At 37.4% G+C, this 24,834-nt stretch carries 22 protein-coding genes, 2 tRNA genes and 1 pseudogene; 16 read left to right on the top strand and 9 right to left on the bottom strand.

The annotated features are described in order from the left end of the window. Positions 1–190 precede the first annotated feature (190 nt). The 4 genes from mutS (at position 191) to ACFQ0R_RS07875 (ending at position 3,592) form a co-directional block, all read left to right on the top strand. The gene (mutS, locus tag ACFQ0R_RS07890) at positions 191–2,773 is read left to right on the top strand and encodes a DNA mismatch repair protein MutS (RefSeq protein ID WP_379657837.1); all 2,583 of its coding nucleotides are present in this window, start codon (positions 191–193) and stop codon (positions 2,771–2,773) included. Positions 2,774–2,847: 74 nt separating this feature from the next. Continuing rightward, positions 2,848–2,919: transfer RNA gene (locus ACFQ0R_RS07885), tRNA-Gly, on the top strand. Positions 2,920–2,925: 6 nt separating this feature from the next. Continuing rightward, positions 2,926–3,013 (top strand) — tRNA-Leu (locus tag ACFQ0R_RS07880). Between the two features lie 42 nt (positions 3,014–3,055). Then, entirely contained in the window at positions 3,056–3,592 is a 537-nt protein-coding gene (locus ACFQ0R_RS07875) for an RNA methyltransferase (RefSeq protein ID WP_379657836.1), read from the top strand. A gap of 4 nt (positions 3,593–3,596) precedes the next feature. Here the strand turns inward: ACFQ0R_RS07875 and uvrB are convergent, their stop codons facing one another. The 6 genes from uvrB to ACFQ0R_RS07845 form a co-directional block, all read right to left on the bottom strand. Further along, positions 3,597–5,603 carry an excinuclease ABC subunit UvrB gene (uvrB, locus tag ACFQ0R_RS07870; RefSeq protein ID WP_379657835.1) on the bottom strand — a complete coding sequence of 669 codons (2,007 nt, stop codon included), beginning with the start codon at positions 5,601–5,603 and terminating at the stop codon, positions 3,597–3,599. Positions 5,604–5,793: 190 nt separating this feature from the next. Further along, entirely contained in the window at positions 5,794–6,243 is a 450-nt protein-coding gene (locus ACFQ0R_RS07865; protein ID WP_379657834.1) for a PrcB protein, read from the bottom strand. Between the two features lie 37 nt (positions 6,244–6,280). Beyond that, positions 6,281–6,979, bottom strand: a complete 699-nt coding sequence (locus tag ACFQ0R_RS07860) for an SIMPL domain-containing protein (RefSeq protein WP_379657833.1) — start codon at positions 6,977–6,979, stop codon at positions 6,281–6,283. A 25-nt stretch (positions 6,980–7,004) separates the two neighbouring features. Next, a complete protein-coding gene (locus tag ACFQ0R_RS07855) occupies positions 7,005–7,955 on the bottom strand; it encodes a T9SS type B sorting domain-containing protein (protein WP_379657832.1) in 951 nt (316 codons plus the stop codon). A 24-nt stretch (positions 7,956–7,979) separates the two neighbouring features. After that, complete coding sequence (locus ACFQ0R_RS07850; RefSeq protein ID WP_379657831.1) at positions 7,980–8,804, bottom strand: ABC transporter permease; 825 nt, start codon at positions 8,802–8,804, stop codon at positions 7,980–7,982. Between the two features lie 9 nt (positions 8,805–8,813). Then, positions 8,814–9,713 (bottom strand): ABC transporter ATP-binding protein, encoded by a 900-nt coding sequence (locus ACFQ0R_RS07845; protein ID WP_379657830.1) that lies wholly within the window; start codon positions 9,711–9,713, stop codon positions 8,814–8,816. A gap of 89 nt (positions 9,714–9,802) precedes the next feature. On the opposite strand from ACFQ0R_RS07845, the gene ACFQ0R_RS07840 reads away from it, so the two are divergent. Both ACFQ0R_RS07840 and ACFQ0R_RS07835 read left to right on the top strand, forming a co-directional pair. Beyond that, positions 9,803–10,849, top strand: coding sequence for a hypothetical protein (locus ACFQ0R_RS07840; protein WP_379657829.1), 1,047 nt, complete (start codon positions 9,803–9,805; stop codon positions 10,847–10,849). 71 nt (positions 10,850–10,920) lie between these two features. Next, positions 10,921–12,861 carry a M1 family metallopeptidase gene (locus ACFQ0R_RS07835; protein WP_379657828.1) on the top strand — a complete coding sequence of 647 codons (1,941 nt, stop codon included), beginning with the start codon at positions 10,921–10,923 and terminating at the stop codon, positions 12,859–12,861. A gap of 290 nt (positions 12,862–13,151) precedes the next feature. Here the strand turns inward: ACFQ0R_RS07835 and fabD are convergent, their stop codons facing one another. The 3 genes and pseudogenes from fabD to ACFQ0R_RS07820 form a co-directional block, all read right to left on the bottom strand. Continuing rightward, positions 13,152–14,036: an ACP S-malonyltransferase gene (fabD, locus tag ACFQ0R_RS07830; RefSeq protein ID WP_379657827.1), complete on the bottom strand. Its 885-nt coding sequence runs from the start codon at positions 14,034–14,036 to the stop codon at positions 13,152–13,154. A gap of 733 nt (positions 14,037–14,769) precedes the next feature. Beyond that, positions 14,770–15,054 carry an addiction module antidote protein gene (locus ACFQ0R_RS07825; protein WP_379657826.1) on the bottom strand — a complete coding sequence of 95 codons (285 nt, stop codon included), beginning with the start codon at positions 15,052–15,054 and terminating at the stop codon, positions 14,770–14,772. 1 nt (position 15,055) lies between these two features. Continuing rightward, positions 15,056–15,304 (bottom strand): annotated as a pseudogene (locus ACFQ0R_RS07820) (type II toxin-antitoxin system RelE/ParE family toxin); the annotation flags it as partial. 499 nt (positions 15,305–15,803) lie between these two features. Between ACFQ0R_RS07820 and ACFQ0R_RS07815 the strand changes: the two are divergent. From ACFQ0R_RS07815 to trpA, 10 genes are all read left to right on the top strand, one after another. Then, entirely contained in the window at positions 15,804–16,124 is a 321-nt protein-coding gene (locus ACFQ0R_RS07815; protein ID WP_379657825.1) for a GIY-YIG nuclease family protein, read from the top strand. 1,006 nt (positions 16,125–17,130) lie between these two features. Then, positions 17,131–18,513 (top strand): anthranilate synthase component I family protein, encoded by a 1,383-nt coding sequence (locus ACFQ0R_RS07810; RefSeq protein ID WP_379657824.1) that lies wholly within the window; start codon positions 17,131–17,133, stop codon positions 18,511–18,513. A 9-nt stretch (positions 18,514–18,522) separates the two neighbouring features. Next, complete coding sequence (locus ACFQ0R_RS07805; RefSeq protein WP_379657823.1) at positions 18,523–19,089, top strand: anthranilate synthase component II; 567 nt, start codon at positions 18,523–18,525, stop codon at positions 19,087–19,089. 24 nt (positions 19,090–19,113) lie between these two features. After that, complete coding sequence (gene trpD / locus ACFQ0R_RS07800; RefSeq protein WP_379657822.1) at positions 19,114–20,109, top strand: anthranilate phosphoribosyltransferase; 996 nt, start codon at positions 19,114–19,116, stop codon at positions 20,107–20,109. After that, on the top strand, positions 20,106–20,873 hold the full coding sequence (gene trpC / locus ACFQ0R_RS07795) for an indole-3-glycerol phosphate synthase TrpC (RefSeq protein WP_379657821.1): 768 nt from the start codon (positions 20,106–20,108) through the stop codon (positions 20,871–20,873). Before trpD ends, trpC begins: the two co-directional genes overlap by 4 nt. Continuing rightward, complete coding sequence (locus tag ACFQ0R_RS07790) at positions 20,873–21,514, top strand: phosphoribosylanthranilate isomerase (RefSeq protein ID WP_379657820.1); 642 nt, start codon at positions 20,873–20,875, stop codon at positions 21,512–21,514. Before trpC ends, ACFQ0R_RS07790 begins: the two co-directional genes overlap by 1 nt. Further along, a complete protein-coding gene (trpB, locus tag ACFQ0R_RS07785; protein ID WP_379657819.1) occupies positions 21,501–22,685 on the top strand; it encodes a tryptophan synthase subunit beta in 1,185 nt (394 codons plus the stop codon). Before ACFQ0R_RS07790 ends, trpB begins: the two co-directional genes overlap by 14 nt. A gap of 309 nt (positions 22,686–22,994) precedes the next feature. Next, the gene (locus ACFQ0R_RS07780; RefSeq protein WP_379657818.1) at positions 22,995–23,228 is read left to right on the top strand and encodes a hypothetical protein; all 234 of its coding nucleotides are present in this window, start codon (positions 22,995–22,997) and stop codon (positions 23,226–23,228) included. After that, positions 23,228–23,530, top strand: coding sequence for a type II toxin-antitoxin system RelE/ParE family toxin (locus tag ACFQ0R_RS07775; protein WP_379657817.1), 303 nt, complete (start codon positions 23,228–23,230; stop codon positions 23,528–23,530). The genes ACFQ0R_RS07780 and ACFQ0R_RS07775 overlap by 1 nt, the downstream gene beginning before the upstream one ends. A gap of 75 nt (positions 23,531–23,605) precedes the next feature. Beyond that, positions 23,606–24,367 carry a tryptophan synthase subunit alpha gene (gene trpA / locus ACFQ0R_RS07770; RefSeq protein WP_379657816.1) on the top strand — a complete coding sequence of 254 codons (762 nt, stop codon included), beginning with the start codon at positions 23,606–23,608 and terminating at the stop codon, positions 24,365–24,367. Positions 24,368–24,834 lie beyond the last annotated feature (467 nt).

Genomic DNA, 24,834 nt, shown 5'->3' with positions numbered 1-24,834 from the left:
CTACATACCGTGGAAGAGTAGGTCGCCGCCTTCCTTATATTAAAACCCTTAATTACATAACGTAATTAAGGGTTTTTTTATTTACAAGAATTTTAGTTTTAAACCCTTACCACAACTTTTTACAAAACCAATTTAGTATTTTAGCTGAAAAAAAGTGGCTAAATCCAAATCTCCGAAGACAACACCTTTAATGAAACAATATAATACCATCAAGGATAAATATCCTGATGCCATGTTATTGTTTAGAGTTGGTGATTTCTATGAAACTTTTGGAGAGGATGCAGTAACAGCTTCCCGTATTCTTAATATCATACTTACTAATAGAAATAATGGAGGTGAGCGATCAGAACTTGCTGGTTTTCCTCATCATTCACTTAATACTTATCTTCCTAAGCTTGTAAAAGCTGGATTAAGAGTTGCTATTTGTGACCAACTGGAAGATCCGAAGCAAACTAAAACCATTGTTAAAAGAGGAGTAACTGAATTGATTACACCTGGAGTGTCTTTAAATGATGATGTTCTATCGCGAAATGATAATAACTTTCTTTGTTCAATTTTTTTAGGTTCTAAAACTAATTTTGGAATTTCTTTTATTGATGTTTCTACTGGAGAGTTTTTAGTCTCTGAAGGTACTCTTGAGGACATCGATAAGTTAATTCAAAACTTTTCTCCTAGTGAGGTTCTGATTTCAAAAAAGCAAAAGGCCTTACTTTCAGACCAGCTTGGAAGTCAGCATCCTTTTTTCTACTTAGACGATTGGGTTTTCAAATATGATTTTTCTAATAATCTGATTAACTCTCATTTTAATACAACTTCTGTAAAAGGTTTTGGAATTCAGGATTTTAATGAGGGTTTAATTGCTTCAGGAGCAATACTTCATTATCTATCTGAAACCAATCACTCTCAGCTTCAGCATATCAATAATTTATCCAGAATACCTAAGGAGGATTATGTTTGGATGGATAAGTTTACCATAAGAAATCTTGAACTTTATCAATCTACATCTTCAGAAGGAGTATCTCTCATTGATATAATAGACAAGACAGTTTCAGCAATGGGAAGTAGACTTCTAAAAAGATGGCTCGCTTTTCCATTGAAACACCAGTTTAAAATCAATCAGCGCCTTGATACTGTAAGCTATCTTAAAGATCATCCTAATCTTCAAAATGAAATAAGATCTTACCTTAAGGAGATAAATGATCTAGAGCGTTTAGTTTCAAAAGTAGCAACTCAGAAAATTAACCCTCGTGAGCTTTTACAATTAAAAAATTCACTTGATATTATTAATTCATGTAAAGAGACTTTATCCAGTTCCAATTATGAGTCATTGAAAACTATTTCAGATCATTTGAATCCTTGTGAAGTTCTAAGAAATAAAATTGATTCTTCAATTTCTGAAGAGCCTCCAGTGAATATTCTGAAAGGCAATGCCATAAAATCAGGATATTCTGACGAACTTGATGACTTTCGTAAAGTTGCTTTTTCTGGTCATGACTATCTTAATGAAATGCTGAATACTGAATCTAAAAGAACTGGTATACCGAGTTTGAAAATTGGCAGTAATAATGTTTACGGTTATTATTTTGAAGTTAGACATACTCATAAAGATAAGGTGCCATCAGACTGGACAAGAAAGCAAACTTTGGTAAATGCTGAACGTTATATTACTGAAGAATTAAAAGTATATGAGGAGAAAATTTTATCAGCAGAAGAGAAAATATCAGTTTTAGAACAGAAATTATTTCAAGAGCTTGTCATATGGACTCAAGGATATATTAAAGTCATTCAACAAAATGCTTTTCAGATTGCTCAGTTAGATTGTCTGTCTGGATTTGCACAATTAGCTCTAGAACATAATTATGCTAAGCCAAACATCAATGAAGGTTTTGAATTAACAATAAAAGAAGGGAGGCATCCTGTAATTGAAATGCAACTTAAAGCCGAAGACGAGTATATAAGTAATGATCTCTTTCTTGACCAGGAAATCAATCAAATTATTATGATTACTGGACCAAACATGAGTGGTAAGTCAGCTTTGTTAAGGCAAACTGCACTCATTGTCCTTTTAGCTCAAATGGGAAGTTTTGTTCCAGCAACTTCAGCAGAGATTGGTTTGGTGGATAAGATATTTACACGTGTTGGTGCTAGTGATAATATTTCCATGGGTGAATCCACTTTTATGGTAGAGATGAATGAATCCGCCAGTATATTGAATAACTTATCCAGTAGAAGTCTAGTTCTTTTAGATGAAATTGGTCGTGGAACCAGTACTTACGATGGGATTTCGATTGCCTGGGCGATTGCTGAATTTCTACATGAACATCCAAGTAAGGCAAAAACTCTGTTTGCTACACATTACCACGAGCTTAACGAAATGACAAAGCAATTTGAGCGAATAAAGAATTTCAATGTTTCCGTCAAAGAACTAAAAGATAAAGTATTGTTTTTGCGAAAGCTTGTCCCAGGTGGCAGCGAGCATAGTTTTGGGATACATGTCGCAAAAATGGCTGGAATGCCACAGTATGTGATACAAAAAGCTAATACTGTTTTGAAAAAATTAGAGTCACTACGGGATTCCAATGAGGACTCTAGTTCAATCAGACAGGCAGTCCAGCCTGAGCCTCAATTGAGCTTCTATAACATGGATGATCCTCTGCTTGAGCAAATTAAGGACGAAATTATAAGACTAGATATTAACACATTGACTCCGGTTGAAGCTTTAATGAAGTTAAATGAGATTAAACGATTGCTATCTCCTAAATCAAAGAAGTAATATTTTCGCAGATTTTATTAAAAAGGTTTTGACAAATCAATTAATATATTAAATTTGCACTCGCAATAATCTACGCGAAAGTAGCTCAGGGGTAGAGCATCACCTTGCCAAGGTGGGGGTCGCGGGTTCAAATCCCGTCTTTCGCTCTTTCTGCTCGGATGGTGGAATTGGTAGACACGTTGGACTTAAAATCCAATGACCATTGCGGTCGTGCGGGTTCAAGTCCCGCTCCGAGTACCAAACCCTTTGAGAAATCAAAGGGTTTTTTTATTAAAACATGTTATGCCAAGAAAATTAAAAAATAGCGAACTCGTCCGTAAAACCGATGAAGAGTTTAAAACTTCTGCCAAAACGCCATTGATTTTAATTTTGGACAACATTAGAAGTCTTAACAATATTGGGTCTGTATTTCGAACTGCAGACGCATTTTTGATTCAGAAAATCTATCTCTGCGGAATAACTGCAAAACCACCTCATAAAGACATTCAGAAAACAGCTTTAGGTGCAACTCAAACGGTTGATTGGTCTTATAGAGAAAGTACGCTGGAACTTATTCAAGAATTAAAAGAAAGAGAAGTTCAAGTCATGTCTATAGAACAAGCCGAAAACTCAGTTTCTTTAGAGGATTTTAGTCCAAGTCAAGATACAACCTATGCTTTCGTTTTTGGGAATGAAGTAAAAGGTGTTCAGCAGGATGTTGTGGATGCTTCAAATGCAGTTCTAGAAATTCCCCAGCTTGGCACTAAGCATTCTTTAAATATTTCAGTTACAGCTGGAGTTTGTGTTTGGGATTTTATGTCTAAAACTCAGTTCAGATAACCACTTAGGCTTTCTCTTTTTCTAATTTTTCCTGAAGCATTTTCAGTTCATCTCTAAAACGCGCCGCTTCCATAAAATCCAGATCTTTAGCCGCTTTTTCCATAGACTTTCTTACCAAGGTCATTCTCTTTTTCAAGTCGGTTGCATTGTAATTTTCTGCAGCTTCTTCCGCTGCCTGCAGAGTCGGTGTTTCAATAACTTCGTATGGCTTTTCTTTTTTTCCACTTAAAGCTGAATTGTGTGCTTTTTTTAGAGCTTGTGGTGTAATGTTGTGTTTAGTATTGTGTTCGATTTGTTTTGATCTTCTGTATTCCGTTTGATCGATTGTTTTTTGCATGCTGTCCGTGATTTTGTCGGCATACAAAATTGCTCTTCCTTCAAGGTGACGTGCTGCACGGCCAATGGTTTGAGTCAACGTTCTATTACTTCTTAAAAATCCTTCCTTATCGGCATCCAAAATCGCAACTAGTGAAACTTCTGGTAAGTCTAAACCTTCTCTCAATAAATTCACCCCAACAAGGACATCAAATACACCTTTTCGTAAATCAGACATGATTTCTACCCGTTCCAAAGTGTCAATATCACTATGGATGTAACGTGTTCTTATTCTTACTCTTGTTAAATATTTAGTGAGTTCTTCAGCCATTCGCTTAGTTAAAGTCGTGACTAAAATACGCTGGTCTTTTTCAACTCTTTTATTGATTTCTTCAATTAAATCATCTATTTGATTCTGACTAGGTCTCACTTCAATTTCAGGATCAAGCAAGCCAGTTGGTCTTATTACCTGCTCCACGTAAACACCATCACATTTCTGAAGTTCATAATCTGCAGGCGTTGCACTCACATAAACCACCTGATTTTGCAATGCTTCATATTCTTCAAGTCGCAAAGGTCGGTTATCCATGGCTGCGGGTAATCTAAATCCGTAATCTACCAGGTTTTCTTTTCTGGAACGGTCACCTCCATACATGGCGCCCACTTGAGGAATGGTGACGTGGCTTTCGTCTACAATCATCAAATAATCATCTGGAAAATAATCCAAAAGACAGAAAGGTCTTGTTCCGGGTTGTCTTCCATCTAGATATCTAGAGTAATTTTCAATACCAGAACAATACCCTAATTCCTTGATCATTTCAAGATCGAAATTAGTTCGTTCTTCTATTCGTTTGGCTTCAAGAGGTTTTCTAATTTCCTTGAAGTATTCAATTTGCTTACCAAGATCAATAGCAATTTGATCGATAGCACTGTTCAGAACATCAGGAGAAGTTACAAATATATTGGCTGGATAAATGTTCAGTGTATCATATTTGGCCATAATTTCATTGGATTCCACATTGAAAGCTTCGATTTCTTCAATTTCATCTCCAAAAAAGTGAATGCGATACGCATGATCTGCATAGCCGGGAAAAATATCTAGAGTGTCTCCCTTTATTCTGAAATTGCCTCGGTTAAACTGAACCTCGGTTCTGGAATATAAACTTTGTACCAAACGCTGAAGCAGTTTTGTTCTCGGGATTTGTTGATCTACTTCAACTTGAATCACATTCTTTTGAAATTCTACGGGGTTTCCAATACCATAAAGGCAACTGACAGAAGCTACGACCAGCACATCTCGTCTTCCTGAGAGCAGGGAGGATGTCGTGCTTAGTCTGAGCTTTTCGATTTCATCGTTGATGGATAAATCTTTTTCAATATAAGTTCCGCTTGAAGGAATAAAGGCTTCAGGCTGGTAGTAATCGTAATAAGACACAAAATATTCAACAGCATTTTCAGGAAAGAAAGCTTTAAATTCTGAGTATAATTGAGCGGCAAGAGTTTTGTTATGTGCTAAAACAAGAGTTGGTTTTTGAACACTTTCAACCACATTGGCCATGGTGAAGGTTTTACCAGAACCTGTCACTCCGAGCAAAGTCTGATAGCGTTCATTTTCGTTTATTCCTTTTATCAACTTTTCAATGGCCTGAGGCTGATCTCCTGTAGGTTTAAAGTTTGACTTTAAATTGAATTTCATTCAAAATTATTTTTGCAAAGGTACCTCGCTTCAAAGTTAACGCAAAGTCAAAGCACTTCCTTTGGCATTAATTTCACAGGTATAGAATTCAGAAAGACAAATATTTAAGAACGTAGAATCGAACTTAAATAGTCAAGTATCTTTAGAAAAATAGAGTTTCACTTATCAAAAACTATAATTCTGAAGAACATTAGTCTCTAAACTTTAAAGTTTTATCGGTTTTGGGAAATTTCTTGACTTGATAAGGAATTAATACCGGGAATGTTACTAGGCCTTTTGGAACATTAATTTTGACCTTAAAAAATATGTTATTCTCATTTTCTCCATCGTATTGGATATCCACAGAGTAACCTCCTGTTGTCCTGACTTTATCTGAAGCTATTAACATCACGTGTGTGTCAAAATTAAAAGGATTTTTTTGAAAATAACCCAAGAAATTTGGCTCTAGAGAAAACTTTGATTCTAATTCTGACTGACTAGAAATTAACCAACGCTGACTTGCAAGACTTTCATTTTGATAATTGAAGCTTCCATCGAGAACAACCTCTAAGTCTTGGGCTTTATAATTTGGGTTATCGTTTTTGCTACTCCTGCAGCCAGCAAAAATTATGCTAAGTAGAATTAAGGAGATATATCTCATGTCATTTTGTTTTTAAGTCTAATAAAATTTAAATGTTTTAATTTAAAATAAACCTGACAAGTACTTCACTTTTAATTTCAATTTGGTCAAAAGAAAGATTGTTTTCAGTTTCTTCTTGGTTGATGCTGGAAGTTGTACTCATTTGGAAACGTTCAGCTTTACCTTGTATTGAATATGCGTAAGCATTAGTTTCAGAAATATAGATAGCTCTTCCTAGCTTCTGGCCAATTGCGTTAACCATTTCTGATGCATTTTCTTTGGCTTTTACTACAGCTTTTGCTTTCATCAAAGTTTTGAAGTCCTCTATTTTTGAATGCTCAGTTTTGTCAAGTTGGATATTGGCTAAGCCTATTTCCTGCATGCTTCTCAGAACATTTCCCAATGTAGAAGCTTCATAAACAAGGAGCTTGTATTGCTTAGACTTCATTACTTTTTGACCAGACAAGAAATATGATTTGAAATCGCTGCTCGCATCTGTTACAAAAAGCTGTTCTTCAATATCGATGTTAAGTTTTTTGAACTCAGAAATCATTTTTTGTTCTAATTCTTCAACACTCGATTTGCCTTTGGTGTCTTCTTCAGAAATAAGAATATTGATATGAATCCTATCAGGCGTAACCAATGTATCTGAGCTTCCTTTCACCTCAATGTAGGCTTGGTCGATAAAATTTTTCTGCTGAGAATGCAAGTTGTAAAATGTCAGTATTAAAAGAGAAATGCTAAAAATTAGTTTCATATGATTATGTTTTAATTGTTATAAGTTATCGTTTTAGGGTGAAATTTCCAGTTTCAATGGTTCCATCGGTGAGACGGATGCGGTACCAATAGTCATCTGAAGGCAAGTCTCTGCCGTTATAAGTACCATCCCAGCCATTTTCGTTGTTTGTAAATGTTTTTAAAAGTTTTCCGTACCTGTTATAGATTTGAAGTAAGATTTCTTCACTGTTGCTTTCTAACAATCCGCTTATTTCCCAAACATCATTAATGCCATCGCCGTTGGGAGTAAAAAACTTCATAATTCCTAAAACTCCAATCGTTTTTTCAGAAATAACCCAGACAGAATTACAATCACTACCTCTTACAGCTGTAATTTTTTCTGAAGCTTTGTATTTAATTTCTTCAGTGTCATTTTCATCATAAGTTATAAGTTCATTATTTCTTTCACCAGAAATAACATCACCAAGGCCGCCATTTAAAGAAATGTCAACAATAGAATAATTCAGCCCATTATTGAATCCGTCATCTTCTTCCGGGACACCTCTTTCAGTATCTGTATATGCAGGAATAGAATTTCCAAATCTATCTGCAGGCCCTTGGCCGGGATATGCATTAGCATTTTCGTGATGGGGTTCATCTACTGTAAAAACAAAATAAAGGTTTGGGTCTGTAGGATGTGGCACTATTAACCCACTTGATGTACTGGAGGGGTCACCGTTAAGACCTGTTCCATTAAAGTAGTCAGCATTAGGCATGATATTGTGGTTCCTGTCCCAAATTGTTCTTCCATCAGTATACATTAATAAATTACCATTAATGTCGGAAATTGAGGAGCAGCCTTCGTTGGTGCTTAATTGTCCGTTAGTAACTGCTGATGGGGGATTGGTGTTAAAAGTTATACCAGCCTTATCTCCAAAATACCAGTTATTTGCTTCTCCCTGCCCAAAAACGGAGAGACTCGTAATACAAACCAGAAAAACAACGAATTTATTCAAGAATCGAGATTTCTCAAATATAACCTAAAGATCTCTTTTCTGTAAAAGTTTCCATGAGGAATAAATGAATATGAAACTCCAGCCTAAAACTACCAATACAGCCGACCATTCTACATCATATGATTTTTCAAATTCAGAATTTAACTGAGTTGCTGCAGATTTTATTACTCCCAATCTTGAAAGGGGCTCAATAATCAGATTGCTCATGGACTGAAGTGGCAGAAAATTAACGATAAAGTCTAGGGATTCAGCTTGAAATTTTACAAACAACTGAACAATCCCCTCAAAAATCCAGAGCAGGAAAAGAAATCCTAAGGCAAACGCAGAACGTTTTAATAAAATTCCAAAAAATAGACACATGGAGAAGAATCCAACTAATTTTAAAAAGTAGGCGAAAATATATTCAAGATCAGAAAAAATAATACTGAATTCATCATAATCAGAAAAAAGTAAACCTAGAACTAAACTTACTATAAAAAGTAATACTGTTGAGGCTAAAGCAAACCCCAGGACACCGTAAAATTTAGATAAAATGAATTCCTTTTTGCTTAATCCATCGATTAAGTTCTGCTTTAAAGTACGATTGGTGTATTCGCTAGAAACCATGGAAACGATGACCACTGCAAGAAATAATTTTAAGAAAGCTACAAAATAAGCGTTAAAATGCCAGATGTAAGGAAAATTGAAAATGCCCTGGTCTGCCAATCTGAAGTCAATCGATCCGAAATTAAACCGGATTGAGGCAAATAAGGCAATAGCACTAAACAGGATGAAATAAATAAGGCTGAGTATTTTGGCAGCTCTGTTATTTTTAAGCTTGTGAAATTCGATGAGAAAAAGTCTTTTCATAAGTTGAGCTTATTGATTTTTGGTGAGTTTTAAAAATTGTTCTTCCAGCGTTTCTTTACGTTTCACCAGGTGTGTAAGTAAAATATCTTTTTCGAAACATTCTTTATTCAAAGCTTTTGCTTCATATGGGTGAGATAAAATCGCTTTGATCAAATCGTTTTCTTCTACATCATAACTTTCAATAGCTTCATGAGAATCGAGAAATGATTTTAGAGCTTCCTTGTCTTCACTTTTTAATTCAAAAAAACCATGTGTGGCATTCAACTGGTCTACAGGACCCGCGTAAAGTTTCACTCCTTTTCTGATCACGATGACGTGAGAACACACTTTTTCTACTTCATCGAGCAGGTGGGAAGCAAGCAAAATAGTCATGCCGTTTGCGGCAATTTTTTTAATAATTTCCCGAATCTGATGAATTCCCTGAGGGTCCAATCCGTTGGTAGGCTCATCAAGAATGAGAATCTCAGGATCATTAAGCAAAGCTGAAGCGATAGCCAGTCTTTGTTTCATGCCCAAGGAATAACTTCTGAAATGATCTTTTTTTCTATCCTGTAGATTTACGATTTCCAGAACAGCATCAATTCTAGAGTAGTCGACTTCTTTGATTTTACAAACCAACTTCAGGTTGTCTTCTGCACTCATACTGGGGTAGAAATTAGGGCTTTCTATAATAGCTCCTACTTTCTTTAAAGCATTGTGTGTGGTCATGTTTCCTTCAAACCATTCAAAGGAACCAGAAGTTGGATTCACAACATTAAGCACCATCCCCAGAGTAGTCGATTTTCCACTTCCATTTGGTCCTAGTATGCCGTAAACATTACCTTTTTGAATATTAAATGTTAGAGCATTTACTGCGGTTAAACTTCCAAACTTTTTGGTGAGATCTTTTAGTTTTAAAATAGTTTTCAAAGTGGTCGAGTTTTTTATAGGACGGAAAGCTAAGAATTATGTTACATTTTAAGCAAGCAAATTTGCTACCTTTGAATAAAAACTAGCCCATGGAAAAGAAACTCATGTCTAGGAAGAAACCAACTTTTCCTATTAACGAGCAACTCAATAAGTATCTCCAGACTTACAACAGGAATACAAGAATTCCGGTTTCTTATGATGACTTGTTAAGGTTCTCGGGTTCTATCGTTGTTTATGATAGACATGACGAGGATACGTTATGGGTGAGATGCTACTATTCAGATTTTGAAAGGGAAGAAATTGATAACAGCTTAAAGCGTGTTTACCTCATTCTTCACTCCGATGGGCGCAGTGAACATATGGATTTCCTCAATGTGGATGCTATCGATTACTGCACTTTTGGAAACTCTAAACCCTTCAGAATCAAAATCAGGAATGTTCTTAATGATAACTTCACTTATTTCTATGTCAAAAAAGCGGACGCGTCAAGAATATATGGGCTTGACTTTGAACATATCCTTTCTCCAAACCGTATCAACTTTTTAGTTTACAAAGACACATTGATTGAAGAGCATATTGCAGGAATTCCCGGCGATGTATTTATTAAAGAGCATTTGCCGGAATGCACTGATAGAGCCAGGAATGAAATCGCCAAACAATTTGTTAAGTTTGATGAACGCTGTACACTTAGACTTCTCGGTGATATGAGATCTTATAATTATGTGGTGATTCCTACTCACGACTTTGACCATGTAGATTATAAAATTAGGGCGATTGATTTTGATCAGCAAAATTATGAAGGTAACCTGAAAGTATATCAGCCTCATTTTTTCAAAGAAAATAGGCCTCTGGTAAAAATGGTTTCAGAATTGTTACAAGACACTTCAGTGGAACAATACCGAAAGGAAGAGCGTTCACAAGTGGCCAAGCGGCTTATTACTTCAGAAAAACGGTTTAGAATGTTGATACGCTGTATGATTAAAGACAGAGTATCAACAGACGAAAATGTAAAAATGCTGAGGAGGCAACTTGTAGATTTCACCAGAGATATACGCTTCAAGCGCTGTAAAACTATGGGGCATATTCTCAAGACGGCTTTGGATTTCGTCAAGCGTAATTACTTAGAGATTGAATAATATTAGACTTGGAAACTGGCTTATATTCTTGTTTTTTCTATTTTAGAGCCCAAATCAAAACTTTTATAAATATGAATAAAATAAATTATCTATTTCTAGCTCTTGGCTTAAGTGTACTTACCCTACCTTCAGCTTCTGCACAGTTAGAAAGTAATCAGTCTCAATTCGACGAATTTATGGATAGGTCAGGAAATTCCTATAGGTCTGCTACAGGAAAACCAGGGCCAGAGTATTTTCAGAATGAAGCAGATTATACGATCAAAGCAAATTTGAATCCTGAAACACATACGATTACTGGACAAATTACGATGGAGTACATCAACAATAGTCCTGAAGACCTGGATTACATCTGGATGTATCTGGAACAAAATAGATTTACTGAAGATTCTAGAGGAACTTTAACGACTCCTGTAGAGGGTAATCGCTACAACGGAGATCCTTTGGACGGAGTAAAGATTTCCAATCTTCAAGCAAAAGTAAAACGTTCAACATCGACTAAACACCTGATTACAGATACGCGTATGCAAGTGTTTTTCGATCAGCCTATAAAAGCCAAAGGTGGTAAAGCCGAGGTGTCCATGAATTTCGAATTTGAAATTCCTGTGAATGGAATGGATAGAATGGGACGTCTCAGTACTCAGAATGGAGAAATTTATGCCTTGGCTCAATGGTTCCCTCAAGTGGCAGTATTTGATGATATCGAAGGCTGGAATGTTATGCCATATCTTGGTGCTGGCGAATTTTATTATGATTACGGAAACTTTGATGTGGAAATCACAGTTCCTCATAATTATGTAGTTGTTGCCTCAGGAGAACTTCAGAATCCTAAAAAAGTGTTGTCCTCTTCAGCTTATGATCGATATGAAAAAGCACTGAAAAGTCAAGAAACGGTCAGTATTATCTCTTCAGAAGAAATAGGTGATTCTAGCATGTTTGCCAATCAAAGTGGTACTCAAACCTGGCATTATGAAATTGAAAACTCTAGAGATTTTGCTTTCGCAGCTTCCAAAGCTTTTATCTGGGATGGAGCTCAATTTAATTTACCTAGCGGAAAAACAGGTCTGGCACATTCAGCTTATCCAATCGAAAGTGATGGTCAGGATGCGTGGTCAAGATCAACTGAATATAGTAAAGCTTCAATAGAGTATTATTCAGAAAAATGGTACGAGTATCCTTATCCTGCGGCAGTCAACGTTGCAGCAGAAATAGGCGGAATGGAATATCCAGGACTTAATTTTTGTAGCTGGAAAAGCAAAGGAGCTAGTCTTTGGGGTGTCACCGATCATGAATTTGGTCATAACTGGTTTCCTATGATTGTAGGAAGTAATGAAAGACGTTATGCTTGGATGGATGAAGGCTTCAACACGTTTATTAACTATTACTCTACGCTAGCTTTCAATGATGGAGAATATCCGGCAAGACTCAACCAGCCAAGAAATTTGACCAGTTGGTTTATTGGTGATACTAGAGAAAGCATTGCTACATATCCAGATGTTGCCAACTTAAGAAATCTTGGAATGATTGCTTATTATAAGCCAGCAATTGGCCTAGTTATGTTGAGAGAATATATTCTTGGAGAAGAACGTTTTGATTATGCATTTAAATCTTACATCAAGACTTGGGCTTTTAAGCATCCGCAACCAAAAGACTTTTTCAACCATATGGAAAGTGCAGCAGGTGAAAACTTATCCTGGTTTTTTGAACCCTGGTTCTATGGAACAGGTAATATCGATTTAGCTATTGATTCTTTGAGAAAGCGAGATGGTGCTTATTTCCTTACAGTTTCAAACAAGGGAGATATTCCAATGCCTGTAAAAATGCAAATTACTTTTGAAGATGGCACAACAGCTATGAAAAGTCTTCCTGTGGAAATCTGGCAGAGGGGAGATACCTGGACCCATAAATTTGAAACTGAAAAAGACATTAAATCTATTGAAATCGATCCCGATAAAATCCTGACGGATGTGAATTTTTCAAATGATTCATGGCCGGTAAATATCTATAAAGATTAATCTTACAATCAATACTCAATTTAAAAACGACCTCATTTGAGGTCGTTTTTTGTTTAAATAAAGATAACTCTAAAGTTAGCTTATGGCTTAATTCCTCTTTTTAGACAGGTCAATTTAGACTTAAGCATCTCCCTAGTTACCCCTAAGTATCCCCTAAGTATCTCCCTAGTTGATCACTTTAAAAAATAACAAAAAGATTCTGAAATAAATTCAGAATGATCTGTATTGAAAAGCAAAAACCTCTCTTCAATTTAATGAAGAGAGGTTTTTTAGTTTATTGAAATATATAATTACAATCCAGAAATACTGTCTGCGGTTACTTGTCTGTCCACTTTTCTCAATAAGCCCTGGAGTACTTTTCCGGGACCAACTTCTGTAAAGTCAGTAGCGCCATCAGCAAGCATTTGTTTCATGGTTTGTGTCCATTTGACGGGTGCTGTCAATTGTTCTATCAAATTGGTTTTGATTTCTTCAGGGTCAGAAACCGCAGAAGCAGTTACATTTTGATAGACCGGGCAAATTGGTTGATGGAAAGTGGTTGATTCTATTGCTTTAGCCAGCTCTTCGCGAGCCGGAAGCATCAATGGAGAGTGAAATGCTCCTCCAACGGGCAACATAAGCGCACGTTTGGCTCCTCTTTTTTTCAGCAATTCGCAAGCTCTTTCTACAGCTTCGTGAGCTCCTGAGATCACGAGTTGTCCAGGTGAATTGTAATTAGCAGGGACGACCACACCGTCTACAGATTCACAAACTTCTTCTACCACAGAATCTTCAAGGCCTAAAATAGCAGCCATAGATGATGGGTTTTTTTCGCAAGCCGCCTGCATACTCAAAGCTCTTTTGTGAACTAGCTTTAAAGCATCTTCAAATTCTAAAGTCCCATTGGCCACCAGAGCTGAAAACTCACCAAGGGAGTGTCCTGCCACCATATCAGGCTGGAAGGAGTCGCCTAAAACTTTACTCAAAATGGTAGAGTGAAGGAAGATCGCAGGCTGAGTTACTTTGGTTTGTTTCAGTTCATTTTCTGATCCCTCAAACATCACCTTGGCAATGTCAAACCCTAAGATGTCGTTGGCTTTGTGAAATAAGTCTCTGGCTTCTTCAGAAGATTGGTATAAGTCCTGGCCCATTCCTGTATATTGAGCGCCTTGTCCTGGAAATATGTAAGCTTTCATTGTGTTTTTTATTTTGTTGAAATTCAAATATACTATTTTGAAGAGTTTTTGGAAGAAAAGGAAGGGTTCTCGATGGAGTTTATACAGAATAACAGAAGTGCTCGAACTTGAAACAAATTGGGTTTTCTAAAGAGTTTATCTTGAGCAATGGCGAAAGGCTCGAACTTGATACATGAAGGATTTCCGGCTGATTTTATTTTTAGCAAAGTTGAAAGGTTTTCTGCAAAGTTTATCTTGAAACAATTAAGCATAAAGCAGATTTGATGTTTGAACATCGAGCGGAGTCGAGATGGTGTTTTTTATAATTCCCCATTATTTTAGATCACAGGGCTACGCCCCTTTTCTTTTTCTCGGGTATTGATGTTAAGAAGATATCAGGGCTAACGCCCCTACCTTTAATAGGATTCCAGATTTTACTCAGATTTCAGGGTTGCGCGTCTCATTTTTTGAAATTGATCGTAGAGAGCTAAGATAGGGGCAGCGCCCTCCAGTCTTAATAGAAAAAATAGCATCCTGTCATAAAAGGGGCAGCGCCCTGACATCTTTTTTTCAAAACAAAGTCCATTTTGAAAAAAACACATGGTCATCAGTATGCATAAATATTTTTGATAAATCATTACACCTGCCTTTCCCGATACTTATCGGGACTTCCTCGAGGGAGGAGGCATGAAATGAGATTATCCTCTTGAAGGAATGATAGGGTGTGTTTTGTGCGAATTTAAAAGATTGTTTTTTATGCTGACAATGGTTTTACATGAATTTGTCCGCCAATGGCTTTCAATACTTTCATGATTGTTCCGAATTGTGGCTTTGCTCCTTTAGATAATGCTTTGTAGAGACTTGGTCTGCTCATTCCTGTCTTCTCGGCAATTTTAGACATGCCAATCGATTTTGCAATATGGCCGATGGCTACTATTAAATCTGAATCGTCTCCATCTTCCAGAACTGTGTTCAAATATTCAGAAATCATTTCTTCGCTTTCTAAATAGTCAGCTATTTCAAATCTTGAGGTTTCCATATCAATCATTTTTAATTTTGTTCCAAATTTTATTTGCTTTCTCAATATCTTTCTGTTGAGTCGATTTATCTCCACCAATTAGTAGAATAATAATTTTGTTCCCTTTTTCCTTAAAATATAATCGGTAGCCTTTTGCGTAATTAATTCTTATTTCACTAATTCCATTTCCAACAGATTTAAAGTCACCGAAATGTTCATCCATTTCAAGTTTTTGGAGTCTGAAAAGTATTTTGGCTTTTGCTCTTAAATCTTTTAGTTTTCTAAATCACTTGTCAAATTCAGAAGTTTTTTCGAGGATTAGCATTGAAAAGTGTATTCATTTAGATACAAATATAGTAAAATGTTCGGATTTGAAATTAGATTTTTATAAGTGTACGTTGATAAAAGAAGAGTTATGGAGCAGCTTGACACATCAAAATTCAGATGACTATGACATCCTCCTTAATCTCTATCTGTACGACAGGCAGGCTCCTTCAGGAGAGGAGGTTTCAGGTGAGATTATCCCCTTGAAGGGATGATAGGGGTGTTTTTTGAATTTTAAATTTTGTAAATAGAATAAACAGTAAAAAGGGCATCGCTCTTAAATCTAATTAGCTGAACAGATTTAAACACTATTTTGTTTAGATTCGAGCTGCTTGTGCTGAGCGAAGACGAAGTAGAGGCGGTTCGTAATTTAGATTTTAGACTATATTTTTGTTTAGGTTCGAGCGGAGTCGAGAACAAACAAAAACTAAATCATCACATAAATCATGAAATCCTATTTTGTTTACATCATCAAGTGCTCTGATCAAACTTATTACACAGGAATGACCAATAATATAGGTAGAAGATGGCAGGAGCATTGTTATAGTGAAGAAAATAAAGAGGCTTACACTTATAAGCGTAAACCACTGGAACTGGTATTTTACGAAACCTTTTCTGATGTAAAGCAAGCTTTTGAATTTGAACGGAAATTAAAGAAGTGGAGTAGACTTAAAAAAGAAGCTTTGATAAATAGAAACTGGGATAGACTGAAAAACTTAGCTGAATGTAAAAATGATTCACATTCTAAATTTAAAGACCAATCATAAAAGGTTCTCTACAGAGTTTATCTTGAGCTATGACGAAAGGCTCGAACTTGAAACATTAAAGATTCCGGCTGATTTTATTTTTAGCAAAGTTGAAAGGTTTTCTGCAAAGTTTATTTTGAAACAATTAAGCATAAAGCAGATTTGATGTTTGAACATCGAGCGGAGTCGAGATGGTGTTTTTTATTTTTTTTGCATTGTTCTCGTTAGAGTTTATCTTGATTGAGGACGAAGTAGAGTCGAGATGCAGCTTGTTTTAAACGGAGTTTATACAGAAGAAATGAAGTGCTCGAACTTGAAACAAATTGGGTTTTCGAAAGAGTTTATCTTGAGCAATGACGAAAGGCTCGAACTTGAAACATTAAAGATTCCGGCTGATTTTATTTTTAGCAAAGTTGAAAGGTTTTCTGCAAAGTTTATTTTGAAACAATTAAGCATAAAGCAGATTTGATGTTTGAACATCGAGCGGAGTCGAGATGGTGTTTTTTATTTTTTTTGCATTGTTCTCGTCAGAGTTTATCTTGAGCGAGGACGAAGTAGAGTCGAGACGCAGCCTGTTCTAAACGGAGTTTATACAGAAGAAATGAAGTGCTCGAACTTGAAACAAACTGGGTTCTTTTCAGGGTTTATCTTGAGCGATGGCGAAAGGTTCTCTACAGAGTTTATCTTGAGCAATGGCGAAAGGCTCGAACTTGAAATAGTGACGGCTAGAAGAGAAACATAGAAAAAGTTTAAATTTAAATATTGACAATTTGTTTAGGTTCGAGCTACCTGTGCTGAGCGAAGACGAAGTAGAGTCGAGATCAAACAAAATTTTAACATCTGTAGATTCAGAAATAAATGATTATTATTCCTATGTTTGTAATATGTTAAATAACAAAAACAATTCTTGGTGGTGGTCTTTATTACGTCAAACGTCGTGATCTAGATCCTGCTATGTATATATTTCATAAAGGCTTGTCTATCACGACAAGCCTTTTTTAATTTTTAAAACTTTGAGTCTAAAACTATGAGTTATTCTTTAAAAACCACCTATCAGAAGCTGCTTGCCGACACCTTTACGCCGGTGAGTGCCTACCTCAAAATCAGGGATAAATATCCGCACTCGCTGCTTTTGGAAAGCAGCGACTACCATACCAATGACAACAGCTTTAGTTATATCTGTTGTAATCCCATCGCTCACTTCAAAGTGGAAAATGAGCAAATCGAACTCAAATACCCCGATGGTACTTTCAAGCAAATCGATATTGATAAAAGTGTCAATGTGGCTAATGAATTGAAAAAATACTTGGCCGAATTTGAAGTGGAAGATCACAATTTTAAGTTTTTAACCCAGGGTCTTTTTGGGTTTACCACCTACGATGCAGTTCGGTATTTTGAAAACCTGACCATCGATAAGAGCAAGTCGAAGCTGGGTTTGCCAGACATGCTTTACAATGTCTTTCAAAATGTGATCGTCATCAACCATTTCAACGATGAAGCTTATGTGTTTAACCATTCGTATGATGGAACAGATCGCATTTCAGAACTGAAATCTTTATTGAAAAATCAAAATTATACCGAATATGATTTTGAACTGGATGGGAAGGAAGAATCACCAATCACCGATGAAGAATTCATGGAATACGTCACCAAAGCTAAAAAACATTGCCAGCGTGGAGATGTGTTTCAAATGGTGATGTCCAGACGATTTTCACAGGGTTTTAAAGGCGACGAATTCAACGTATATCGAAAGCTAAGAAGTATCAATCCAAGTCCGTATTTATTTTACTTCGACTTTGGAAACTATAAAATTTTCGGAAGTTCTCCAGAAGCACATCTTGTTGTTCAGGATGGGAAAGCCGAGATCCACCCCATTGCAGGAACTTTCAAACGAACAGGGAATGACCAGGAAGATGCTGAAATGGCATTAAAATTATCTGAGGACGAAAAGGAAAATTCAGAGCACGTGATGCTGGTGGATTTAGCTCGAAATGATCTAAGCCGTAACGGTAAAAAAGTTAAGGTGGAGACTTACAAAGAAGTTCAGTATTTTTCTCATGTAATTCATTTAGTGAGTAAAGTGACGGCTGAAGTGAATCCGGAAGACAGTTTAAAATTACTGGGAGACACCTTTCCGGCAGGAACTTTAAGCGGCGCCCCAAAACACATGGCGATGTCGTTAATTGAGAAATACGAAAACATCAGTCGTGAGGCCTACGGCGGAGCGATAGGCGTGATCGATTTCAAAGGAAATATGAATCAGGCCATCATCATCAGAAGTTTCGTCAGTAAAGATATGAAATTACATTATCAGGCGGGTGCTGGCGTGGTGAGCGATAGCACCGAAGAAAACGAACTGCAGGAAGTCATCAATAAACTTGGAGCTTTGCGTAAAGCTTTAGATCAATAAAATTAAGTTATGAAGAAAATATTAGTCATAGATAATTACGATTCTTTTGTGTACAATCTGGTGCATTATCTGGAAGAATTTGATGCCAAAGTCACCGTCAAACGAAATGATGAGGTCGATCTCGAGGAGGTGGCGCAATACGATAAAATATTACTTTCGCCTGGTCCTGGGATTCCAGAGGAAGCCGGTCAGTTGAAAGCCATTATCAAAGCTTTTGCTCATGAAAAGCCAATGCTTGGTGTGTGTTTGGGTCAGCAGGCGATCATGGAAGTTTTTGGAGGTGAACTGCTGAATTTGGATAAAGTTCACCATGGCGTGGCGACAGAGATCAAAACTCTCGTAGAAGATGAAGTTTTGTACAAGGGTCTGCCAGAAACTATGATGGTAGGGCGCTACCATTCCTGGGTCGTCAAACAGGAATTACCAGATTGCCTGGTAGCCACTTCAGTGGATGAGCAGGGGCAAATCATGTCTTTGCGTCATAAAGCATACGATGTAAGAGGAGTTCAGTTTCACCCGGAATCGGTGTTGACGCCGGAAGGCAAACAAATGATTAAGAACTGGATAGAAAGCTAACTGACTCTATAAACGAATTTTACTATGAAATATATACTCAATCGTCTCATACAACAGGAACAGCTCTCCAAAGCTGAAGCAAAAGAGGTGTTGCTGCAAATCTCCAATGGAGAATTTAGTGACCTTCAAATTGCCTCTTTCCTCACCGTGTTTATGATGCGAAGCATCAGCGTAGAAGAACTGGAAGGTTTTCGGGATGCGCTATTGGAACTCTGTATTCCTGTGGATTTTCAGGGCGAAACGGTGATGGATTTGTGCGGAACGGGAGGTGATGGACAGAATACTTTTAACGTATCGACGGCTGCATCATTTGTAGTGGCGGCCATGGATGTAAAAGTGGCTAAGCATGGAAACTATGGCGTGTCTTCTGTCAGTGGAAGTTCCAATGTTCTGGAAGCGATGGGTATCAAATTTTCCAATGAACAGGGCTTTTTAGACAAGTGTTTGGATAAGGCCAACATCGCCATTCTTCACGCCCCGCTCTTTCATCCTGCGATGAAAAATGTAGCGCCCATCAGAAAATCTTTGGCCTTGAAAACCTTTTTTAATATGCTTGGGCCTATGGTGAATCCGGCTAAACCAGATCTGCAACTGGTAGGGGTTTACGATTTAGAACTGTTGAGAAAGTACCATTATTTATATCAGAAAACCGATAAGACCTATTGCATTTTACATGATTTGAATCAGTATGATGAGATTTCACTCACCTCCAAAACCAAATGTGTGACCAACTCTAAAGAAACTTTCCTATCTGCTGAAGATTTTGGTGTACTGCCTGTAACCAAAGAAGAAATTTACGGAGGGGATACGGTTGAAGGCGCAGCAGACATTTTTTACCAGATTTTGAGTGGAAAAGGAACTGAAGCCCAGAATAATGTAGTGTGTGCCAATGCCGCAACGGCAATTTCCATAGCAAAATCTATCGGAATAAAAGAGGCTTTCAGCGAAGCTAAATCAATTTTGAAAGGGGGCAAAGCCCTGGAAGTATTGAACCAACTAAAAACTATAAGTCAGTCATGAAGCAGATTTTAGAAGAAATCATCGGTTATCAGCAGCTGGTTGTTAACCTTAAGAAACAGAACATGCCCGTCGATGTCCTGAAGTCTTTCCCTGAGTTTTCAAGCCCCACGCGAAGCTTGAAGCAGGCAGTGGCAAATTCAGAAAAAGGAATTATAGCTGAATTTAAAAGACGTTCACCTAGTAAAGAGACGATAAATCTAAAAGCAGATGTGATGGAAATTGCCCAGCGCTATGAGCAAATGGGCGCTGCCGGGATGTCGGTATTGACCAATCAGCGGTATTTTGGAGGGAGTCTGGAAGATTTACAACTGGCTAAGTCAGTGTGTAAGTTGCCTCTTCTTCGTAAGGATTTTATGGTAGATACCTATCAGATGTATGAAGCCAAAGCTTATGGTGCCGATGCGATTTTGTTGATTGCTAATGCTTTGCCTTCAGAAAAGTTGGAGGAACTGGCTATTTTGGCTCATGACTTAGGTTTAGAGGTTTTATTTGAAATTCACGAAGCTGATGAAATTGAAAAATTAGCTCCGAAACATATCGATCTTATTGGCGTTAATAACCGAAACTTAAGAACTTTTGATGTTGGTATTCAGCAGGGACTGGACATGTTGCCGCATTTGCCATCGGACTTGCTGAAGATTTCAGAAAGTGGAATTCAGGATATGGAAACCATTGAGAAATTAATTCAGCAGGGATTCAACGGCGTGTTAGTTGGTGAATTTTTTATGAAACAACAACTCTCAGAATCTAATACCAGTAAGTGATGAAAGTGAAAGTTTGCGGGATGAAGCATCCCGAAAATATAAAAGCGCTGTCCAAACTGGACATCGATTATATGGGGTTTATTTTCTATAAGAAGTCGCCACGTTTTGCGGAAACGGAAGTGGAGCTTCCCAATACAATTCAGAAAGTAGGTGTGTTTGTGAACGAAACCCTTGAAATTATTTTAGCGAAAGTCAAAAGCTTTGGACTGAACATAATTCAGTTGCACGGTCATGAAACGCCTGAATTTTGCGAACAGCTGAATCAGACATTAGCTGAGGCAGGTTATGCTGAGGTGAAATTATGGAAGGTATTTTCTATAAAATCCCCTTCAGACTTTGAAGGCATCGAAGCCTACAGTTTTTATGTGCACGGCTATTTGCTGGACACCAAAGGTCAGTACCGGGGAGGCAACGGGGAGAAGTTTGACTGGCAGTTGCTTCAGAAACAAAACTTTTCAAAACCTGTAATGCTGAGTGGGGGCATAGGGCCAGAAGATGCCGAACAGGTGAGTCAGTTATACAGAGACGGTCTGATTGCCGGCGTCGATATCAATAGTGGGTTTGAAGATGAGCCCGGCCTTAAAAACATAACTTTAGTACACAAATTTTTACAAAACCTTAGAACGTATGAGCAAGTATAGTGTAGATGACAAGGGATTTTACGGAGATTTTGGAGGCGCGTATATTCCAGAATTGCTGTATCCCAATGTAGAAGAATTAAGACAAAACTATAAGCAGATCGTAAGGTCGGATGACTTTCAGAAGCAATTCAAAAGCCTCTTAAAAGACTATGTAGGTCGACCAACACCTTTGTATCTCGCAGAAAACCTTAGCGAGAAGTATAAGACAAAAATATATCTGAAACGAGAAGACTTATGTCACACGGGCGCACATAAAATCAACAATACGGTAGGCCAGATTCTTTTGGCCAAAGCACTTGGTAAACACCGTATCATTGCCGAAACTGGTGCAGGTCAGCATGGTGTGGCCACGGCAACTGTTTGTGCATTGATGGGTTTGGAATGTATCGTGTATATGGGAGCAGTCGACATCGAAAGACAGGCCCCCAACGTAGCGCGAATGAAAATGCTTGGTGCGAAAGTGGTGCCAGCGACTTCAGGAAGTAAAACCCTGAAAGATGCGACCAACGAGGCGATCCGTGACTGGATCAATCATCCTAAAGACACGCATTACATCATTGGTTCTGTAGTCGGACCTCATCCATATCCAGCCATGGTCACCGAGTTGCAGAGTGTGATATCCAAGGAGGTGAAAAAACAAATGCTGGAGAAGGAAGGTCGTGAATTACCAGATTATGTCATCGCCTGTGTAGGCGGTGGGAGTAATGCCGCTGGTTTGTTTGCTGATTTTATGGATCATGAAGAAGTCGGCATCATCGGTGTGGAAGCTTCTGGTAAGGGGGTGGAAACCACTGAATCTGCTGCGACGACGATTCTGGGTCGAGAAGGGATTATTCACGGGAGTAAAACCCTGTTGATGCAAAATACCGATGGACAGATCACAGAACCGTATTCGATTTCTGCAGGATTGGATTATCCTGGAATCGGTCCACTGCACGCACATTTGTTTAAGACTGGTCGAGGCAAATTTGTATCGATTACCGATGCTGAGGCTATGGAAGCTGGCTTAGAAATGAGCCGTATGGAAGGCATTATCCCCGCGATTGAAACGGCACATGCTTTTGCAATTTTCAAATACCTGGACTTTAAGGAAGATGATGTGCTGGTATTCAATTGCTCGGGGAGAGGGGATAAGGATTTGGAGACGTATAGGAAGTATTTTGGGTATTAAGTATTAGAGATGTTTGTTTAGCCCTTCGATTATACTTAGGATAAAGTCTGAGGGCTGGAAAAGCATCTCGACTCCACTTCGTCTTCGCTCAGCACAGGCAGCTCGATGTTCAAACAGAATTGCGAATCTATAAGTATTTGTTTCAAGTTCGAGCGGAGTCGAGAACCCAAATCATGAAAGTTCAACCTTCAAATAAAGAAGCATTGACTAAATTAAATGGATCAATAATCAAACACATCATAAAATCTATCATCAAATAAAAAAGTTAGCTAAATTGATATTTACTATATTTGAAAAAAGCTTAATAAAATGAATTTAGAAGCTCGGAAAATAGAATTTGTAAAAGAATTTTTAAACCTACAAAACGAAGAAGTTGTTTCACTTCTTGAAAACATACTGAGAAAAAAAAAGAATGTTTCTGACTTAAGAACATTTGAATCTATGACTCAAGAAGAGTTGGATAAAAGAATTGATCAATCTGAATCTGATTTCCAAAACAATCGATTTAAAAGTAGTTCTGAACTAGCAGCTAAATACGAATAATGTCATTGAAAATAATATGGTCGGAATTGGCTGAATCTGAACTTGACGACATTTATCAGTATTACGAAAAGACTGCAAGTTTAAAAGTTGCTAAAAAGTTCGTAAATGCTATTATTAACGAACCGAATAAACTGATTAAAACTCCAGAAATCGGACAAATAGAACTCTCTTTAAAACATAGAGGAATTGAATATCGATATTTGGTTTTCAGAAACTACAAACTTATTTATTCAATTGACTATAAAAAAGGATTTTTAAAATTTCTGATGTTTTCGACACAAGACAAAATCCTACTAAGCTAGATCGAACGAAATAGAGACACTTATCTACAATAGGCTTTAACAAATACGGATTTAGCACTACAAAACAAACAACCTATGAACAGAATAAATAAAGCTTTAGCACAAGACGAAAAATTGATTTCCATCTACTTCACGGCGGGTTATCCGCAGCTGGAAGACACTACAGAAGTCATAAAACGCCTGGCCGATGCCGGCACCGATGTCATTGAAATTGGTTTGCCCTACAGCGACCCTTTGGCGGATGGACCCGTCATTCAGAAAAGCTCAGAGCAGGCACTCCGAAATGGCATGAGTACTCAGAAACTATTTCATCAGTTGCAAGGTATCCGCAAGGAGGTGGATATTCCTTTGATCGTCATGGGGTATTTCAATGCGATGCTACAGTTTGGAGTGGAGGACTTTTGCAAGGAATGTGAAGCTATTGGTATAGATGGCATCATTATGCCCGATTTACCCATCGATATTTTTGAAAGAGATTACAAAGCCTTGTTTGAAACTCACGGACTCAAATTCATACCGCTCATCACTCCGGAAACGTCAGTAGAACGTATTAAAACCATCGATGATTTAGGTGACAGCTTTGTGTATATGGTGAGTTCGTCCAGCACCACGGGAGGTGAAAAAGGATTTGGCGAAGAAGCCATGTCGTATTTCAAACGCATATCTGACATGCACCTTAACAATAAACTGATGGTTGGTTTTGGGATCAAAGATGCGTTTAGCTTTGAGCAGGCGAGTCGCTACACCAGTGGTTGCATTATCGGCTCGGAATTTATTCGCAGATTAACCAACGAAGGCATGGAGGGGATTGAGCCGTTTATTAAGTCGTTGAAGTAGTTTTTTTTAGTGAATCGTTAATAGTGATTAGTGAATTGAACTTTTTCGAGTAGTCTTCCAGACATAGTCATTCAGGCAGGCCTTCCATAATTGTTACCTCGAGTGATTTTGTGGAGTGAAACGCAACGAAATTGTATCGAGAGGTAGTTTGATGTTTTGAACAAGAATGAGGTCTCGATACAAATTTTGCTTTTTTTAAAGCAAAATCCACTCGACCTGACAGCGTTGTCACCCTGACTTATTTCAAATTTCAAATTTTTTATTTTCTATTGCCTAGTTTTCTAATAGTTATGTAACCAGTGACTAGTAAAGAGTGATGAGGAATTGACGTTTGCTTGCATTCAAAACTTTTAATTTTACTCAATGTCACTTCGATTTCTATGACGTAACCAAACGATTTTGATACAAAGTTTGATTTTTTATAAGTGCAAAAACAATATGTATTATTTTGTTTCTGACAGCATTTA

The organism is Psychroflexus salinarum, assembly GCF_042677225.1.
Classification (GTDB): Bacteria; Bacteroidota; Bacteroidia; order Flavobacteriales; family Flavobacteriaceae; genus Psychroflexus; species Psychroflexus salinarum.
The sequence above is the reverse complement of the archived record's forward strand: the minus strand, read 5'-3'. Positions and strand labels throughout refer to the sequence as shown.

Coding starts and splice junctions, on each gene's coding strand:
- fabD (WP_379657827.1), bottom strand. CDS start 14,036: ATGAAAGCTTACATATTTCCAGGACAAGGCGCTCAATATACAGGAATG.
- uvrB (WP_379657835.1), bottom strand. CDS start 5,603: ATGAAATTCAATTTAAAGTCAAACTTTAAACCTACAGGAGATCAGCCT.
- ACFQ0R_RS07805 (WP_379657823.1), top strand. CDS start 18,523: ATGAAGAAAATATTAGTCATAGATAATTACGATTCTTTTGTGTACAAT.
- ACFQ0R_RS07860 (WP_379657833.1), bottom strand. CDS start 6,979: ATGAAACTAATTTTTAGCATTTCTCTTTTAATACTGACATTTTACAAC.
- trpC (WP_379657821.1), top strand. CDS start 20,106: ATGAAGCAGATTTTAGAAGAAATCATCGGTTATCAGCAGCTGGTTGTT.
- mutS (WP_379657837.1), top strand. CDS start 191: ATGAAACAATATAATACCATCAAGGATAAATATCCTGATGCCATGTTA.
- ACFQ0R_RS07865 (WP_379657834.1), bottom strand. CDS start 6,243: ATGAGATATATCTCCTTAATTCTACTTAGCATAATTTTTGCTGGCTGC.
- ACFQ0R_RS07780 (WP_379657818.1), top strand. CDS start 22,995: ATGAATTTAGAAGCTCGGAAAATAGAATTTGTAAAAGAATTTTTAAAC.
- ACFQ0R_RS07875 (WP_379657836.1), top strand. CDS start 3,056: ATGCCAAGAAAATTAAAAAATAGCGAACTCGTCCGTAAAACCGATGAA.
- trpA (WP_379657816.1), top strand. CDS start 23,606: ATGAACAGAATAAATAAAGCTTTAGCACAAGACGAAAAATTGATTTCC.
- ACFQ0R_RS07825 (WP_379657826.1), bottom strand. CDS start 15,054: ATGGAAACCTCAAGATTTGAAATAGCTGACTATTTAGAAAGCGAAGAA.
- ACFQ0R_RS07810 (WP_379657824.1), top strand. CDS start 17,131: ATGAGTTATTCTTTAAAAACCACCTATCAGAAGCTGCTTGCCGACACC.
- trpD (WP_379657822.1), top strand. CDS start 19,114: ATGAAATATATACTCAATCGTCTCATACAACAGGAACAGCTCTCCAAA.
- ACFQ0R_RS07790 (WP_379657820.1), top strand. CDS start 20,873: ATGAAAGTGAAAGTTTGCGGGATGAAGCATCCCGAAAATATAAAAGCG.
- ACFQ0R_RS07840 (WP_379657829.1), top strand. CDS start 9,803: ATGGAAAAGAAACTCATGTCTAGGAAGAAACCAACTTTTCCTATTAAC.
- ACFQ0R_RS07815 (WP_379657825.1), top strand. CDS start 15,804: ATGAAATCCTATTTTGTTTACATCATCAAGTGCTCTGATCAAACTTAT.
- ACFQ0R_RS07835 (WP_379657828.1), top strand. CDS start 10,921: ATGAATAAAATAAATTATCTATTTCTAGCTCTTGGCTTAAGTGTACTT.
- trpB (WP_379657819.1), top strand. CDS start 21,501: ATGAGCAAGTATAGTGTAGATGACAAGGGATTTTACGGAGATTTTGGA.
- ACFQ0R_RS07850 (WP_379657831.1), bottom strand. CDS start 8,804: ATGAAAAGACTTTTTCTCATCGAATTTCACAAGCTTAAAAATAACAGA.
- ACFQ0R_RS07775 (WP_379657817.1), top strand. CDS start 23,228: ATGTCATTGAAAATAATATGGTCGGAATTGGCTGAATCTGAACTTGAC.